The 15857-nt window shown below is 55.8% G+C and carries 15 protein-coding genes and 1 riboswitch; of the genes, 5 read left to right on the top strand and 10 right to left on the bottom strand.

The features are described 5' to 3' along the window. The first annotated feature begins 5 nt into the window (after positions 1–5). Positions 6–1457, top strand: a complete 1452-nt coding sequence (gene melB, locus ASF13_RS04580) for a melibiose:sodium transporter MelB (protein ID WP_056233051.1) — start codon at positions 6–8, stop codon at positions 1455–1457. A 70-nt stretch (positions 1458–1527) separates the two neighbouring features. On the opposite strand, the gene ASF13_RS04575 is transcribed toward melB, so the two are convergent. The 3 genes from ASF13_RS04575 to ASF13_RS04570 form a co-directional block, all read right to left on the bottom strand. Further along, positions 1528–1974 carry a hypothetical protein gene (locus ASF13_RS04575; protein WP_146005512.1) on the bottom strand — a complete coding sequence of 149 codons (447 nt, stop codon included), beginning with the start codon at positions 1972–1974 and terminating at the stop codon, positions 1528–1530. After that, entirely contained in the window at positions 1943–2125 is a 183-nt protein-coding gene (locus ASF13_RS24190) for a hypothetical protein (protein ID WP_146005511.1), read from the bottom strand. The genes ASF13_RS04575 and ASF13_RS24190 overlap by 32 nt, the downstream gene beginning before the upstream one ends. A gap of 305 nt (positions 2126–2430) precedes the next feature. Further along, positions 2431–3564, bottom strand: a complete 1134-nt coding sequence (locus tag ASF13_RS04570; RefSeq protein WP_056233048.1) for an ABC transporter substrate-binding protein — start codon at positions 3562–3564, stop codon at positions 2431–2433. Positions 3565–3740: 176 nt separating this feature from the next. Between ASF13_RS04570 and ASF13_RS25140 the strand changes: the two genes are divergently transcribed. Both ASF13_RS25140 and ASF13_RS04565 read left to right on the top strand, forming a co-directional pair. Further along, entirely contained in the window at positions 3741–3863 is a 123-nt protein-coding gene (locus ASF13_RS25140) for a hypothetical protein (protein WP_255354407.1), read from the top strand. Between the two features lie 32 nt (positions 3864–3895). After that, on the top strand, positions 3896–4780 hold the full coding sequence (locus tag ASF13_RS04565; protein ID WP_056233046.1) for an NAD(P)-dependent oxidoreductase: 885 nt from the start codon (positions 3896–3898) through the stop codon (positions 4778–4780). Between the two features lie 42 nt (positions 4781–4822). Here the strand turns inward: ASF13_RS04565 and ASF13_RS04560 are convergent, their stop codons facing one another. The 7 genes from ASF13_RS04560 to ASF13_RS04530 all read right to left on the bottom strand — a co-directional run bounded on the left by ASF13_RS04560 (position 4823) and on the right by ASF13_RS04530 (position 11949). Beyond that, on the bottom strand, positions 4823–6019 hold the full coding sequence (locus ASF13_RS04560) for an FAD-dependent oxidoreductase (RefSeq protein ID WP_056233044.1): 1197 nt from the start codon (positions 6017–6019) through the stop codon (positions 4823–4825). Positions 6020–6103: 84 nt separating this feature from the next. Continuing rightward, positions 6104–7039, bottom strand: a complete 936-nt coding sequence (locus ASF13_RS04555; RefSeq protein WP_056233042.1) for an ABC transporter substrate-binding protein — start codon at positions 7037–7039, stop codon at positions 6104–6106. Between the two features lie 25 nt (positions 7040–7064). Beyond that, positions 7065–7832, bottom strand: coding sequence for an ABC transporter permease (locus tag ASF13_RS04550; protein ID WP_056233469.1), 768 nt, complete (start codon positions 7830–7832; stop codon positions 7065–7067). A gap of 97 nt (positions 7833–7929) precedes the next feature. Then, on the bottom strand, positions 7930–8676 hold the full coding sequence (locus ASF13_RS04545; RefSeq protein WP_056233040.1) for an ABC transporter ATP-binding protein: 747 nt from the start codon (positions 8674–8676) through the stop codon (positions 7930–7932). Further along, complete coding sequence (gene tenA, locus ASF13_RS04540; RefSeq protein WP_056233039.1) at positions 8676–9389, bottom strand: thiaminase II; 714 nt, start codon at positions 9387–9389, stop codon at positions 8676–8678. The genes ASF13_RS04545 and tenA overlap by 1 nt, the downstream gene beginning before the upstream one ends. A 61-nt stretch (positions 9390–9450) precedes the next feature. Beyond that, positions 9451–9555, bottom strand: a riboswitch (TPP riboswitch). Between the two features lie 26 nt (positions 9556–9581). Beyond that, complete coding sequence (locus ASF13_RS04535; protein WP_200929769.1) at positions 9582–9962, bottom strand: HIT family protein; 381 nt, start codon at positions 9960–9962, stop codon at positions 9582–9584. A 325-nt stretch (positions 9963–10287) separates the two neighbouring features. After that, entirely contained in the window at positions 10288–11949 is a 1662-nt protein-coding gene (locus ASF13_RS04530) for a methyl-accepting chemotaxis protein (RefSeq protein ID WP_056233035.1), read from the bottom strand. 985 nt (positions 11950–12934) lie between these two features. Here ASF13_RS04530 and ASF13_RS04525 point away from each other — a divergent pair. Further along, the gene (locus ASF13_RS04525; protein WP_056233034.1) at positions 12935–14296 is read left to right on the top strand and encodes an anti-phage deoxyguanosine triphosphatase; all 1362 of its coding nucleotides are present in this window, start codon (positions 12935–12937) and stop codon (positions 14294–14296) included. A gap of 1389 nt (positions 14297–15685) precedes the next feature. Next, a complete protein-coding gene (locus ASF13_RS25280) occupies positions 15686–15853 on the top strand; it encodes a hypothetical protein (RefSeq protein ID WP_369814360.1) in 168 nt (55 codons plus the stop codon). Positions 15854–15857 lie beyond the last annotated feature (4 nt).

Below are 15857 nucleotides of genomic sequence, written 5' to 3'. Positions count from 1 at the left end.
CAGCAATGAGCGTGTCACTGAAAACCAAGGTTAGCTTCGGACTCGGTGCCTTCGGCAAGGACTTTGCCATCGGCATTATCTATATGTACCTGATGTACTACTACACCGACGTGGTCGGCGTGTCGGTCAGCATGGTCGCCTCGCTGTTCCTGGTGGCGCGCATTCTGGATGCGCTATTCGACCCGGTGATGGGCTGGATCGTCGAGCGCACCCGCAGCCGCTGGGGCAAGTTTAAGCCGTGGATTCTGGCTGGCACGCTGACCAATTCGGCGGTGCTGGTGTCGGTGTTCAGCGCCCACCACTTTGAAGGCGGCGCGCTGATCGCCTGGATCTGGGCCACCTATCTGCTGTGGGGCTTTACCTACACGCTGATGGATGTGCCGTTCTGGTCACTGGTGCCCTGCATCACGCTGGATAAAAAGGAGCGTGAGGCGCTGATCCCGTGGCCGCGCTTCTTCGCCAGCCTGGCCGGTTATACCACCGGGGTGATTGGCCTGCCGCTGGTCAATGCCCTCGGCAACGGCGATAAGGGGCAGGGTTTTATGCTGTTCTCGCTGATCCTCGTGGCGTTCTTTATCGCCTCCGCCATCATCACCCTGCGTAATATTGAAGAGAAGTACTCCTCCTCGGGCACGCCTGCCGCCGCTGAACACACCACCCTGAAGGCGGTGTTAAGCATGATTTTCCGCAACCGCCCGCTGTTTGCGCTGCTGCTGATGGCGCTGGCGTGGAACCTCGCGCACAACGTCATCACCGCGTTTGCCATCTACTACTTCACCTACGTGGTCGGCAAAGCGGAGCTGTTCCCGTGGTATATGATGTACGCCGGCATCGCTAACCTGGTAGCCATCCTCTGCTTCCCGAAACTGGTGGCGCGCTTCTCGCGCCGGGCGCTGTGGATCAGCGCCTCGGTGCTGCCGGTGCTCAGCTGTCTGCTGCTGCTGGCGGTAAGCCTGTTTGCGCCGCAGAGCGCCACGCTGATTTCGCTCTCCGGCATCCTGGCGAACGTCGGTAGCGCGTTCTTCTGGGTGCTGCTGGTGATCATGGTGGCGGACACCGTTGACTGGGGCGACTATGCGCTGGGCGTGCGTATCGAAAGCATCGCCTACTCGGTGCAGACCATGGTGGTCAAGGCCGGTGCGGCTTTCGCCGGGCTGCTGATCGGCGTGATGCTGGGCATCGTCGGCTACGTGCCCGGTGCGGTGCAGTCGGCCAGTACGGTGATCGGCATGCAGGGGATTATGATCGTCGTGCCGCTGCTGTTCTTTATGCTGACGCTGTGGATCTATCTGCGGCACTACAAGCTGGACGGCGACGTTCTGCAGCAGATGCAGCGCGCGCTGCAGCAGAAATACGATCACGGGGTCACGCCGGTCGCGCCACCGTTAACGCCGGCTGCAGCGGTAACGGCAGAAAAGCGTCCGGGCGCAACCGCGATACGTCCGGGAGAGATCTAAGCTGGCGCAGTGGCACGGTGCGTGCGCCTCCCTTGTGGGAACGCCGGGGGGCAGCCGCGCACGGTGCTGTTTAGCGGGTAATCTGCCCGCTCAGACGCTCGCGAATCGATCGCATATAGTCGCGATCGTATTTACGTCGGAGAGAGCCGAACATCTCGTCATGGGATATCAGGTTATGTAACACCATCATCGTCCCGATCCCCCCATCGTGGTGTTCGTCCCTGAAGGTGACAACCAGCAGGGGATCGACATCCGTACGATCGACTCGGGTATGATTAATACCAATATACCAGGGAGAGGAGCCAGTCGTGGAGTTGGAGTCTTTCACCATGCCATAAGCAAAAAGATCGCCATGTTGATAGACATCGACAAAGCCTTGCTGAAGCCAGAGCTCGATCAGATTAAGCAGGTCCTCTTCGTACGATTCGACAACCTCTTTATCGAAACCAAAAAACAGGCTGACTTCATCGAAATGTGGATTGATCTCAACCGACGTAATACTTCTTCGGATTATCAATGGGGGTTCCCTCGGCGTTGGTTGCTCCCTTGCGCGCCAGACGGAACTGCTGGCGAAGTGCTTCCCGGGAGCGACCATTGATTTCCACTCCAGGCACCTTAGCGGCCTGTTGCAGAATAGTGTTTACCTCTGGAGCATTCACGTTTTTCATAAGCACCTCGCTGTGTGATAAGTGAGCAATGGTAACACAGGAACTGACGTCGTGAATGACCTGAGCCCCACCTTTTTACAAAGGCTAACGTGTTCCGGTCTCTGAAGTTATCCGTTAATCGCAGAGTTCCCGCACCACGTCTGGCGAACAGTAAACGCAGTGCAGGCAAATCGGAGAGAGGCATTTTGTGCTAACAGAACAGGTGAAGCCACAAGATGGAAGCAGGCCCGCAATATTCATGCTGAAAGCCAAAAAAAAAACCGCGCGCTGGCGGGCAGTGCGCGGCAGAGGGGGCGGGCGAGGGGTTATTTCGCCGGATGGTACTGCAGGTTGATCGGTGCCGCCGGAATGGTGGTGAACTGGCTGATGATGGTGCGGTAGTCCGCTTCCGGGTTCAGATCCTTAAACTGCTGCGGGTAGAAGTCCTTCGCCAGGATCTCCATGCCGATAATGTTATACGGGTGGTTATAGAAGTGGTGGTAGACCGCCGCCACCTTACCCGCCTTCACCGCCGGAATATCTTTTACGCCGGTACGGTTGCGCAGGCTGTCAAAGGTGGCCTTGATCTCATCGGTGGTGGTGTTATAGCCCAGCGGGATCACGGTGCTGCCTTTACCGCCGCGTTTGGAACCGCTCATCACATAGTAGTCCGGGTTTTCGCTAATCACTTTCTCCACCGGGATCACGCCGGTCGCGCCCGGCAGCAGTTCAGAGCCGATATTCACCGCACCCACCGCTTCCGCCAGCCCGCCCCAGCCGTTGTGGCTATGGGTAAAGCAGCAGGAGTCACCGCCGCCGCTGATGCCGGCAATCGGTTCAATAAATACCCGCGGCTTCGGCGACACGTTTTTTACCGCGTTCTGAATGGCCGTCAGCTTCTGGTTATAGAAGGTGGTGTACTCCGCCGCGTGGCTCTCCTGGTTCAGCACCTTACCCAGCAGGGTGACGCTGTTGGCGGTATTCTGCACCGCGTGCAGCTCATCATCAATAAACAGCACCGGCACTTTCAGGTCGGCCAGCTGCTTCAGCACGCCGGTCTGCTGCAGGGCCGGTTTGGCGCGCAGCTGGGCGATCATCAGGTCGGGGTGCTTCGAGATCACCGTTTCCAGATTCACCTGTCCCTGATCGGAGAAGCCCATATCCAGAATTGATGCGGATTCCGGCCAGCGTTGCTGCAACAGATTCCAGCTGCCGCTGTCCTGCTTCTTCAGCAGGTTATTCCACGTTACCACGCGCTTAAACGGGTTCTCACGGTCCAGCAGCGCCAGGTTAAGAATATCGCGGCCGTCCTGCAGGATCACCCGCTGTGGCTCTTTATCCAGCGTGACCTGCTGGCCGTCCATATCGGTCACGGTCAGCGGGTAGGTGGTGGCGAAGGCGAGCGCGGGCAGCGTGCTCAGCAGCAGGGCGGAAAGCTTAAGTTTGAAGGTGTTGTTCATGGTGTGCAGATCCGGCGTTAGTTCAGAATAGGGGAATGATAGTTATTATCATTCTCCTTAAACAATAGGTAAACTTCTTAAAGAAATGTCACTAAATTGTAAGGCCGGGTCATATTTTGCTGCAAAACTGGCCTTTATGCTGTCCAGGCTTTCGCCGCACCGATCTGGCGGCCGCCGTGCAGCAGCAACGGATCCGCGTCTGCTATGCGACATACGTGGCCGGCGGCACGAGTGAGGCAAGGATATTGACGCGCAGCAACCGTCTGGCGGTAGTGGTTACCGGGGCACAGGTGCTGTAATGACGATACGTAGCGGTAAAGGAGAAGAGCAGATGAGTGATAATCATATTGGCATACTGGGTACCGGGCTGATGGGCGCGCCGATCGCGCGGCGGCTGGCGGCGGCGGGCTGGAAGGTCAGTGCCTGGAACCGCAGCGCGGAGAAGCTAACCCCGCTGGTGGCCGAGGGCATCACGCCGGCCGCCACACCCGCTGAGCTGGCGGCGCACTGCGAAGTACTCATCTGCCTGCTCAGCGATGCTGACGCCTGTGAACAGGCGATTTTCGCCCCCGGCGCGGCGTTATCGGCGGCCCGCCCGGGTACGGCGCTGCTGATGATGAGCACCCTGTCACCGGAGATTGTCAGCGGGCAGGCCGAACGGGCCGCCGCCGCCGGCGTTGAGTTTCTCGATCTGCCGGTGTCCGGCGGCACGCGCGGCGCAGAGCAGGGCACGCTGTCGCTGATGGCCGGCGGCGATGCGGCGCTGATTGAGCGTCTGCAACCGCTGCTGGCGGTAACAGGGCGGGTTACGCGGGTTGGCGAGGTCGGGGCCGGGCAGCTGACCAAACTGGTCAATCAGATCGTGGTGGCTGGCACATTGTCACTGCTGTCGGAAGCGCTGCTGCTGGCCGAACGCGGCGGGGCTGACCCGGTGCAGGTGCGCGAGGCGCTGCTCGGCGGTTTTGCCGACTCCACCCTTCTGCGCCAGCACGGTGAACGCATGGTCAGCGGGGATTTCGCCGCGCGCGGCCCGGCCAAATGGCAGCTGAAAGACACCCGCAGCGCGGTGGCGCTGGCCGACGAACTGGGCCTGTCGCTGCCGCTGACCACCACCGTCAATCAGCTGTTCACCCAGATGATCGCCGCCGGTGACGGTGAGCTGGATCACTGCGCGATCCTGCGCCAGATCCGACGGCTGAACGGCGAACGGCTCTGACCGCTGCGTTAATGATGCCGGGCCGTTGATGCGTATCCCCGGCTAAAGCCGGGGTTTTTCCCGTCGGAAGCCCAGGCCGATGATCCAGCCAAACACGTAAGGCAGGAAGCGGTAGCGCTTGATAATGCGCGGCAGCGGGCTGGGCTGCCCCTCGGGGCGCTTTTTGCCGCTCATCTTAATCTGGATAAACTGCGTGGCGCGGGTGGGAAACGCGCGGCGCTTCTGTACCTTTTGCAGCTGCTGCAGGCTGACGCTGCCTCGCAGCAGCGGGCGGGTAAGCAGATTGGCGGCCGCCACCGCATCCTGAATCGCCAGGTTTACTCCCACGCCGCCAATCGGCGACATCGCGTGCGCGGCGTCGCCGATGCACAGCAGGCCGGGTTTTGCCCAGGCATCCAGCCGGTCAATTTTAATCTCCAGCAGGCGGAAGTCCTGCCAGCCCTGTAACTGCCCTAACCGTTCGGCGGAGAAGGGGGCAACGGCGGCAATCTGCTGCTTAAACGCATCCACATTCCCCCGGCTCAGCTGGGCATACTCGCCTTTCATAATTGAATAGCCGCACTGCCAGAAGTCGCCGCGGTCGATCATAATAAAGTTCTGCTTTGGCCCCTTATGGCCCATGCCCCACTGCGGATCGTCCGCCTGTTTATCCAGCCGGAACCACACCACGTCGCGCGGCGCGCCGAACGACTGACCGGTTAAGCCTGCCTGCTGGCGCACCCGCGAATGGCGACCGTCGCAGCCGACCACCAGTTGTGCCGTAATCTCAGTCTGCTGCTCGCCGTTTAACGCGGTGACGCCGCAGACGCGATCGCCGTCATAGCGCAGTTCGCCAAAGGCGGTGGACTGCAGCAGGGTAAAACCGGGCAGCGCGCGGGCTTTGGCGGCGAGAAAATTGAGAAAGTCCCACTGCGGCATAAAGGCGATATAGCGGCATTTCACCGGCAGGCGGCGGAAGTCCGCCAGCGTCACCTCTTCGCCGCCCACTTCCGCCTGCAGGCGTTCGGCCTTCTGGTGCGGCAGGGTCAGCAGTTCCTCCAGCAGCCCGAGCTGGTGCATGATCTGCAGGGTGGAGGGGTGAATGGTGTCGCCGCGAAAGTCGCGCAGAAAGTCCGGGTGCTTTTCCAGCACCACCACCTGAACGCCGGCGCGGGCCAGTAAGTAGCCGAGCATCAGCCCGGCGGGGCCACCGCCGACGATGCAGCAGTCGGTGGTGAGGGAGGATACTGCCTGAGTCATAACGCCGCTCCTGGGTAAACTGTCCGATATGATAATAGTTCTCATTATCCCCCTCGGACAGCTTTTTTCACTGCGGCAGCGCGATTATTTAATTTCTACCGCGTACTGCTCCACCGGGGTGATTTTCTTAATCAGCTTATTGTCGAACATAAACTGCTCGTAGGCCTGGTAACGGGCGGTATCCAGGTGGGCCGGATCGGCGGCAAACAGCGGCAGGCTCTTTTTCCACGCCAGGCGGTTCAGTTCGGTGTTCAGTTCAGGATGGGTGGCGGCAAACTTTTTCCAGGTCTCGTCCGGGTGCGCCTGCAGATACTCGCCGCCTTTTTTCAGCGCGGCGAGGAATTTCTTCACCTTCGGCGCGGCCACGTCGTCGCGGTTGGCGACGATAATCAGCTCGTCGTAGGCCGGGGTGCCGTAATCTTCCACGTTAAACACCACCGGCTTCCTGCCCTGCAGCTGCAGCTCCAGCGCTTCGATATTGCGGTAGCCGCCGATCACCGCATCCACCTGGCCCGCCAGCAGCGCGCCGGAGAGCTGGAAGTTAACGTTGATCATTTTAACGTCGGTGGTGGCTACCCCTTCATGCTTCAGCATGGTGTTCAGGGTGGCGTCCTCAATGCCGCTCACCGAGAAGCCAACGGTTTTTCCCTTCAGCCCGGCGGGGGTGGTGATGCTTTTATCCAGCGTCATCACCGTGTTCAGCGGCGTGTTGACCAGCGTACCGACGCGCACCAGCGGCAGGTTCCGATCGGCAAAGTAGTGCAGCTGCGGCTGATAGGTGATCGCCAGGTCGGCTTTCTTTGCCGCCACCAGACGCGGCGGCAGCGACGGATCGGACGGTGGCACGATCGTAACGTCCAGCCCTTCGGCCTTAAAGGCACCGATCTGTTCGGCCACCAGAATCGGCGCGTGGTCCGGATTCACGTACCAGTCGAGCATCAGCGTGACCTTTTCGGCGGCCAGCGCCGGGGTGGTGCAGAGGGCGCTTAACAGCAGCGCGCAGGCGTTCTTTTTCAGCATGGTAAACCCTTATTATCGTTGTTAATCAGCGGCTGTCCGGTGCCCAGCGGATCAGCCGCCGCAGCAGCGCATCCACCGCTATCCAGAGTGAAACGGTCATTAAAATCAGGATAAACAGCGCGGCAAAGCACTGCTCCGGCTGCATACGGGCGTTGGCGTTGATCATCACGTAGCCCAGCCCCTCGGCGGAGCCGACCCATTCGCCGATAATCGCGCCGATCGGGGCCACGGCGGCGGCCATGCGCAGGCCGGTGCCGAAGGCGGGCAGCGCCGCCATCAGCCGCACGTGGCGCAGCTGAGCCCGGGGCGACGCGCCCAGCGTGCGTGCCAGATCCAGCCAGCCGCTGTCCACCCGCCGCAGGCCGTCGAAGAACGCCGACGTGACCGGGAAGAAGATCACCAGCACCGCCATCGCCACCTTGGCGCTCATGCCAAAGCCGAACCACAGCACCAGCAGCGGGGCGAGGGCAAACACCGGGATCGCCTGGCTGGTCAGCACCAGCGGCATCAGCCAGCGCTGCAGGCGCGGTGAACCGATCATCGCCAGCGCCAGCAGCGCGCCGAACAGCACGCCGAGGAGCAGCCCGGAAAACACCTCCGAGGCGGTAATCAGCGTATGCCAGGCCAGATAGTCGCGGCCGGTCCACAGCGCCTGCGCCACGGCGGCGGGCGAGGGCAGCAGAAAGGCCGGGATCGCGCCAAAGGTAGTGACTCCCCACCACAGCAGCAGCAGCCCGGCAAACACCGTCAGTCCACGCCGCCAGCGGGTAAAACGGCTGTCGCGGTGCATCATTCTGTTTTCACCGGTCACCCAGCGGGTAATGCGTCGTTCACGGGGCATCATTCGGCTTCTCCGGTCAGCCAGCGGGTAGGGCGTCGTTCATGGAGCATCATTCGGCTTCCCCCGACAGCTGGCGCATCAGCTCGCCCTGGCTTCTCAGCAGATCGGCGTTATCCGGTGCGCGCGGCGGCAGCCCGGCGATAGTGTGGCCGTCATCAATGCCGCCTGGATGGCGGTGCAGCACCAGCAGGCGGTGGCTGAGTCGGCAGGCCTCCTGCGGATCGTGGGTGATCAGCAGCACCGTGCGCCCGGCCAGCAGCGTGGCCGCCAGCGTCTGAATGCTGGCGCGGGTAATCGCATCCAGCGCCGAAAACGGCTCATCCATCAGCACCACCGGCCGATCCTCATACAGTGTGCGGGCGATGGCGGCGCGCTGGCGCATGCCGCCGGAGAGCACCGCGGGCAGATCGTCGCCGTGGCCGCCGAGCCCTACCTGTTCCAGCAGCAGCTGCGCCCGCGACATATCCGGCCGCTCGCCGCGCAGGCGCGGGCCGAGAGTGATGTTCTGCAACACGCTGAGCCACGGATACAGCAGGTCCTGCTGGCCCATCCAGGCGATGCGCCCCGCAATCGGCTGGCCGTCGCTGCCGCTCACCGTGCCGCTACTGGCGTTCTCCAGCCCGGCAAGTATCTTCAGCAGGCTGGTCTTACCGGCACCGCTGGCCCCCAGCAGCGCAACAAAGCTGCCGCCGGTGATATCAAAACTCAGCCGCTCAAAGATGGTACGTGCGCCAAACCGCAGGCTGAGGTCGCGAACCTGAATGCCGGGCGGCGGGGTGGTTAACGGCTGTGACATTATCTGCGTTCCGCCTGGCCAACGGCGTTCAGCCCCATCTGCCAGAAGGCCGACTCCAGCCGGGTGGCGGTGGCGAAAATCTCCGTCAGCCGGGCAAAGCGGCTTTCGGCTCCGCGATCGCGGCCAGCCTGCTCCAGCAGATCGATCGAGGCGCGCACGCTGGCGTGATAGCCGCTGTCGCCGTAGTTGGCGGTCCACGAGGCGTAAGGATTGCCCTCCAGCACCGTGGCCGGGCTGTGTAACAGTGTCAGGCCAATCTCGGCGTAACCGGCCACGCAGGGCAGCAGCGCCGCCAGCAGATCCAGCGCGTCGCCTGAGTGGCCGATATCCAGCACGTAGCGGGTGTAGTTGATGGTCTCCATCGCTTCCGGCTCGGCGGCCATCTGCGCTTCGTTCAGCCCCCAGCTCTCGCAGTAGCCGACGTGCAGCGGCAGCTCGCCGACGATGCCGTTCAGCGAAGCGGTGGCGGCACGCATTTCCGGCAGCGTATGGAACTTGCTGACCAGCAGCGCATAGGCGCGGGCGAAGTGGACGAGGAACAGATAGTCCTGGGTCAGATAGCGGCGAAACGCCTCGTGGGGCAGGGTGCCCGCGCCCAGCTGCTGCACAAACGGATGGTTAACGTAGTGCTGCCAGTCGGCGTTGGTTGCGGCGCGCAGGCGGCCAAACAGCCCGTGGCTGAAATCAATAGGAGAAGCGGAATTATCGTACATAGGACCTCCAGTCAGTGTATGGAGATCCGGGCGTAATGGCGCGCTGAACAGGCAGTCTGGTGCTGTGGTGTCGACCCGTCCCTTCGCTGGCATGACCCAGATCAGGTTCAAAGGGTTCGGCATTGCTGCCATCTCAGCCCATCACAGGACACCCCTCGGAGGCGGTTGTTATACGATATTTAAAATGTTAATTCAACGGGGTTGATTCTGTGGGCAACTGCTGAGAAGCGCATCACCCAACAAAGTGGCAATCTTATGCTTCAGCGCGCCGTGTTGATCTTCCCTGTAGGGGGGAGCCGTTTTCCAGTCATAAAACCAGACCGGCATTTTACGCTTCTGTTCTGGTTCAGACGCGTAGCGCGGGAACAGATGACAGTGCAGTTCCGGTTCAGAGTTGCCCAGAATTTCATAGTTAATCCGCAACGCCCCTGTTGCCGCTAACATGGCATCTCCCAGTAGAGCCATATCCAGCAGATACTGTTGCCGGGCTGCTGTATCCAGATCGTTGAGAGCCGGCACCACCGGGTCAGGCAACAGCAGGCAGTAACCGGTCAGGAACTGAACATCACCCATCACCGCCCAACCGGACGGCATACGACAGATAACTTTATCGTTAGTGCCATTTCTGGCGGACGCAACGCGCTGTGAAATCAGTGACATTCGAGTCTCCTGTTAAGTAATGGAGCGGAGTAATCTATCCGTTAGCGCCGGGATAAGTGGACTGACCACCCTTTGCAGACGGGGTAGATGAAATCTCTGATATGTCAGCTGAACGCTCCTGAGAGGCACCCCAACTCACATTTCCCCCAATGGCGGAGATTTCAGTATGAGTACATCACAAGCGCTGACGTACCAGCGCTGGTGACAGGTGTGTTCTCAGGTGCCGGGGCGCAAAAACTTAAAAGCTTTCCCAGTTTACCTTACTCGCGTCTGCGGCAGGCAAATGGGGGATTTTTGGAGCCTGAGACGTTCGGCTAAGCGGGGCCAGAGTCCGTGGCACGGCACGGGTAGTATCCTCTTCCAGGGTAAACGTGGAGACCAGTTCGGAAAGGGTTTCCGACTGCTCCTGCAGGGATTTTGATGCCGCGGACGCTTCTTCCACCAGCGAGGCGTTCTGTTGTGTGACTTCATCCATCTGCCCGATGGCCTGATGAACCTGCTCAATGCCTTTACTCTGTTCAGAGGTTGCTGCAGCAATTTCATTAACCAGATCGGCCACCTGCTGAATCGCCGTGCTGACATTTTCTGTATTGCCGCCAACCTGCGTTGCCTGTTCCAGTCCCTGCTCGACCTGTGAAACGGAAACTGAAATCAGGTCCTTGATCTCGCGCGCGGCAGAAGAAGAGCGCTGTGCCAGGTTACGCACCTCAGAAGCCACCACCGCAAACCCTCTGCCGTGCTCACCTGCGCGTGCGGCCTCAACCGCCGCGTTAAGCGCCAGGATATTGGTCTGGAATGAAATTCCTTCAATCAGCCCGGTGATTTCAGAAATTTTTGCTGAGCTGCCGCGAATATCGGACATGGTTTCCAGCATCTGACTGACGGCATTGCCGTTCTGCCGTGAGAGATCGTTCGCATTATTCGCTAGCGTGCTGGCCTGGACCGCACCCTCTGCGTTCTGCCTGACGGTATCGCTTAAGGTGGCCATGCTGGCGGCAGTCTGCTCCAGCGACGCTGCCTGCTGCTCGGTGCGTGAAGACAGGTCTTCATTGCCTGCGGCGATCTGGGTAGAGCCCGTGCTGACAGACTGTGCCGCATGGTTCACCGACACCAGGGTTGTCGAAACCTTTTTAAGCAGGTTGTTGAACGCCGTGGCGGTTTGCCCGATTTCATCATTTCTCAGCACGGAAGCCACTCGCGTCAGGTCAAGTGTATTACTGACCTCGGTCATGGTGTTTTGCATACTGTTCAGGCTGCGCTTAATGCCAAGGATGATTCGGACAGAAAACAGCCCAAGCAGCAGAATGGCGGCGAGCGAAACACCGGTCATGATCCAAAACGTTTGCGAGTAGATCCGCTTATTTATGACTCTTAATTCATCACCAATTTTAATATTTAAATCAATCTGCCTGGTAAATGCTGACTCCATTTTTCTGGTGGCTGCACCCACGCCATTCTCCCCTTTGAGCAGGTCCAGAGAAACCGCATCATTGTTATTGCTGGCGGAAGCGGTTAAAAAAGCAGGCAGAGCTGCACGAACGGCATCGATATTCGCGAATGCCTGCTCGGTCATCTTCTTATCCTCATCGCTGGAGATGTCGTTCGCCATGTAATAATCGGTAAGCGATTTCAACGTGTCCATCAGGCCGTTGATCCTCTGCTCGGCGGCGGTCTTGTCGGCGTTGTTAGTCGCCGTCTGATGGCGGTACAGCGCAATGCCCAGCTGATTGGTCGCACTGATTGATTTGTTCAGATCTTTGATACTGGGTATCGCATTCGCCTGGACATATTCAAAGCGCGACTGAAAACCCGAGATCACCGAGAGTGAAACGGCAACCAGTGAGAAAAGGGATAATGCCAGCAGAAAAAATGCCAACAACAAACGTTGTGTGATAGTCATATAAACCCTGATGTAAAGTTAAAAAATACAGTTCTGGGTTATCGGCGTCGTCTGACAAGGCTTTAATTAATTATTTATTCTATATTTAGAGTTGTTGTCTTGATGTTTTTTAAATGTGGGCTATGCGTGGTGTAGGGATTAGTCCGGGTATGCCAGCTAACTGGTCAAGATCCGCTCATTACGGCAGTTAGCGACAAGGAACTTGGTGCTGCAACCTGAATCGCGCATCTTATCCGGCTTCAGCGAGTAAGGTTCATTTAGCTTAAGTTAACTTATTAAACTGAATTTGCTATGCGTAGAGTTTATTTTAATATCAAGAATGAAGTAAACAATTGAAAATGTTGAATTTATTTTATTCTGCTCAATGGCTGTACCTGGTAAAATGGTAAGTTTTATTCACTAGATACTTACATTTTAAATCAAATGCACGGATAATCTCAGCAAGTCTGGTTTTGACCGGCCAGCACATTGAGTCGTTACTAATTTCGACAGGGAGAAAAGGATGAGCTGGGGTCTGGGGCCGGACTGGAAACCTGAATAGGGCACCTACTACGCCTGGTTTGGCTGCGATCAACAGGGCCGTGTGGCGATGTTCGGCAACAACGGTTGGGACGATCTGTCCGGCTGTCTGCTAAGAACCAAAGGGATCAACGAAAAGCTCGATGATCTTAGTCTGTATCTCCATGAAGAGTCGGCCTTCATCCTTCTCTGATTGCCGATAAAAACGGCGACTATTTTATCGACCTCTTTGTTGCCCGGTGTGGACCAGAAAACCTCAAGGCACACCAGTAATACCAAGAGCACATGTGCCTTATCAACAAATCCTTGAGCGGAGTGAAACTGGCGAAAAAGAGGCCATTTAATAGAAATGCATTCTGAAAAAGATAACTATTTTGCTTCGTTTAATTTGTAAGCAGAACCAATCCAATATGAAGTCAGAACAGCGTCAAGCGCCGTGCTGCACAGAGTAAAATAAGGAAAAAATATGGATCAGATTAAAAAAAACGTCTGGGATGAACGGCGTGGTTCAAATAATCCACGTCAGGAAGAGATTAGGTCTGAAGCCCAGCGCGACCTTTCTCGGCTGATTCACTCATCCCCTTTCCGTCGTCTGCAGTCCAAAACGCAGGTTCTGGGTTTGGGAGAAAGTGATTTTTACCGTACACGACTGACCCACTCAATGGAAGTCGCACAAATCGGTTCAGGTCTTCTTGCGAAACTGAAAATAAAATATGCCGGTAAGGAAGAAACGCAGTTTTTACCTGATGGTGATTTGATGCAGGCAATATGCCTTGCGCATGACATTGGGCATCCACCGTTTGGTCATGGTGGGGAGGTAGCTCTCAACTATTGCATGCAAGACCACGGTGGCTTTGAAGGAAATGGCCAGACTCTTCGTATTCTCTCCAGACTGGATAAGTATACTAAGGAGCATGGCCTCGATCCCACCCGTAGACTTCTGCTGGGCGTGCTGAAATATCCAGTTAATTATTCCAAACTCGTGGTAAATAAAGCAAGTAGCCATGACCCTGCGAGGAGGCAGAGTTGGCTCTTTAAATCATCTGATTTTAAACCCCCAAAATGCTACCTGGATTCAGAGATAAATATTGTAGATTTTGCACTAAAACCATTCACTGAACAAGATCGGGAGTTATTTACTTCCATCAGACCTTCTAACATCAACACCGACCATAAGACTGCTTCCTATAAAGCTCTCGATACTACAATTATGGATCTTGCAGATGAAATTTCGTATTCCTTGCACGATCTGGAGGACGCCATTTCTCTCGGCATGGTGACTAGGGCCATGTGGATGGACCATTTCAGTGGACATGAAAATCTGTTTGTTGACTGTCACGGTATTACATTCACCGGTACATGCGAATCAGTGGCAGATTGCCTGTTTGGTGAAAGTTACAAGCGTAAAGAGTGCATCGGCATGCTGGTTCATCTGATGATCACTAGCGTTGAACTCCAAACTAAAAATAAGGCATTCGAATGCGGAATGATGAAATATAATGCAGTTCTTCCGGAACCCGTTGAAGCGCTGCGGTTAAAAATTTTCATGTTGGTAAAGTACAAAGTTATTAAACATGAAAATGTGCAGTTGCTGGAATTTAAGGGACAAAAGATGATTGTCGAGTTGTTCAGTGTACTTGCTAGTGATCCGCACAGGTTCTTACCGGCGTCGACGAGAGAAGTTTATGAGAGGCAGGTTAGCTTCGGTGAACAGGAAGGTATGCGTGTTATCTGTGACTATGTTTCTGGAATGACGGATGACTATGCGACCAAACTCTATGAGAAAATTCTGGTTCCGCGTAAAGGATCTATTTTCGACCGCCTCTGATTCGCTAAAAATGATGTCCTGAAGGCAATTATGTGCCAGCAATAATCAAGGCCTCTATCGAGGATGAACATCGATAGAGGCTAGAAACTCTTACGCAAATACATTTATTTCCATCCAAAAATGAGCGTATGATACTATTTATACCGTATTAGGAAAGCGATAAATCAGAGGGTGAGATAGGATGTGATGAGAAATGGTTAATAAGATTAATATAACTAATTATACATAAATTATCTGGATATTTAGTGTCCGTGCTCAGAGCAGGGTTCACGCCTAAAAATACTGGGAGTTGCGTCTTTGGCAAGCTAATATTTATCTGCTGGTTTCGCGTACTATTTTTTATCCTCGTACTAGTGGATAGTCACTGCTTTAAGCATACGAGTAATTGGAAGGTAAAGTTAAGGGGGGGGGCATGGATTTCAACTTTAATTCGCTGGATTCAACTGATTTTGAAGGGTTTTGTTATGATTTACTTGCAGATAATTATTTTAGTCACATAGACATAGAATGGTGCTGTTCAGCTATCAGCAGGATATCCGCAAGGGCAACTAAACCATGAACGTTTTTGAATCGCTGAACAGATTGCTCCGAGCCAGGATAAAGACACGAAAATTATTTCGGGTAGATGGCTAGGTGTGGAAAGTTATTTATCTGGCTAGAGGAGATGTTTCGAAAAATGTGTAGTATGCCGATCCGGAACTGATCGCTGTCAATGAGTTATTTTATTATTTAGATCAGCGGAAAATTTTGCGATCATCTTTAGTGAGTGGGCAGTTACACAGTAACACTGGCAGGCTCACGGTTATCCTTACATCACTGTGCATTCTTATTTTAAGCTTAATGTTAGCGGTTTGATTTATAATTATTAGCTGGTCTAATTTCCTTCTACTGACACGTGCAGTGCCAGAACTAAGACATAAAGCGCAAGAATCACCGCACCGTTTTTTTTCGGGGAAAATAACGCTTAATATTCAGTTCGCCAACGCAGATTTAATTATTAATCATCATCTATTTGCGTTTTTATGTTCCCCATGCTCTAACATTCACCCTGCGCTATCTATTGCAGCCCGCTATTCTTAATAAGAATATCCCACGCCCTTGCCAGACCGCATACAACTCACGAAAGTCAGCAGCAAGAAAATCAAACAGCTGGCAATCCAGGCCGATGAGATTCTTGAGAAATTCGATAGCGGCTCATCTGAACAGGATGCTGAGATACAGGCAATGTTTGCTGACCGGCACAACCAGGTAACATATCCGCAAGGCTTTACCGACTTGAGGGATTTTGCTTCATGGATAGTGTCAAAAGCCCTCACCCACATGGCGTTTAATTAGTAGCGCTATAACGAGGATTTCAGCTAGCAGGAACTACTGCAGGTAATTAACTGCGTGCGCCAGGCCCAGGGTTCGGAGGTGGAGCAGGACTTTGCGCTGGTTTTACTGGAGGGCAACTTTATCAGTAATCCTTCCGATCTGATCTTCTGGCTTGATGCGTGGTTCACTAACCCGGATCTGTTACAGGTCGAGCGACCGCAGAAGAGAGCGCCGGATACTTAATGGC

Origin of the sequence: Erwinia sp. Leaf53 (genome assembly GCF_001422605.1) — a bacterium.
Classification (GTDB): domain Bacteria; phylum Pseudomonadota; class Gammaproteobacteria; order Enterobacterales; family Enterobacteriaceae; genus Erwinia.
The sequence above is the reverse complement of the archived record's forward strand: the minus strand, read 5'-3'. Positions and strand labels throughout refer to the sequence as shown.

Coding starts and splice junctions, on each gene's coding strand:
- melB (WP_056233051.1), top strand. CDS start 6: ATGAGCGTGTCACTGAAAACCAAGGTTAGCTTCGGACTCGGTGCCTTC.
- ASF13_RS04560 (WP_056233044.1), bottom strand. CDS start 6,019: ATGACTCAGGCAGTATCCTCCCTCACCACCGACTGCTGCATCGTCGGC.
- ASF13_RS24190 (WP_146005511.1), bottom strand. CDS start 2,125: ATGAAAAACGTGAATGCTCCAGAGGTAAACACTATTCTGCAACAGGCC.
- ASF13_RS04535 (WP_200929769.1), bottom strand. CDS start 9,962: ATGGGTGATGTTCAGTTCCTGACCGGTTACTGCCTGCTGTTGCCTGAC.
- ASF13_RS04530 (WP_056233035.1), bottom strand. CDS start 11,949: ATGACTATCACACAACGTTTGTTGTTGGCATTTTTTCTGCTGGCATTA.
- ASF13_RS04570 (WP_056233048.1), bottom strand. CDS start 3,564: ATGAACAACACCTTCAAACTTAAGCTTTCCGCCCTGCTGCTGAGCACG.
- ASF13_RS04525 (WP_056233034.1), top strand. CDS start 12,935: ATGGATCAGATTAAAAAAAACGTCTGGGATGAACGGCGTGGTTCAAAT.
- ASF13_RS04545 (WP_056233040.1), bottom strand. CDS start 8,676: ATGTCACAGCCGTTAACCACCCCGCCGCCCGGCATTCAGGTTCGCGAC.
- tenA (WP_056233039.1), bottom strand. CDS start 9,389: ATGTACGATAATTCCGCTTCTCCTATTGATTTCAGCCACGGGCTGTTT.
- ASF13_RS04555 (WP_056233042.1), bottom strand. CDS start 7,039: ATGCTGAAAAAGAACGCCTGCGCGCTGCTGTTAAGCGCCCTCTGCACC.
- ASF13_RS04550 (WP_056233469.1), bottom strand. CDS start 7,832: ATGATGCACCGCGACAGCCGTTTTACCCGCTGGCGGCGTGGACTGACG.
- ASF13_RS04565 (WP_056233046.1), top strand. CDS start 3,896: ATGAGTGATAATCATATTGGCATACTGGGTACCGGGCTGATGGGCGCG.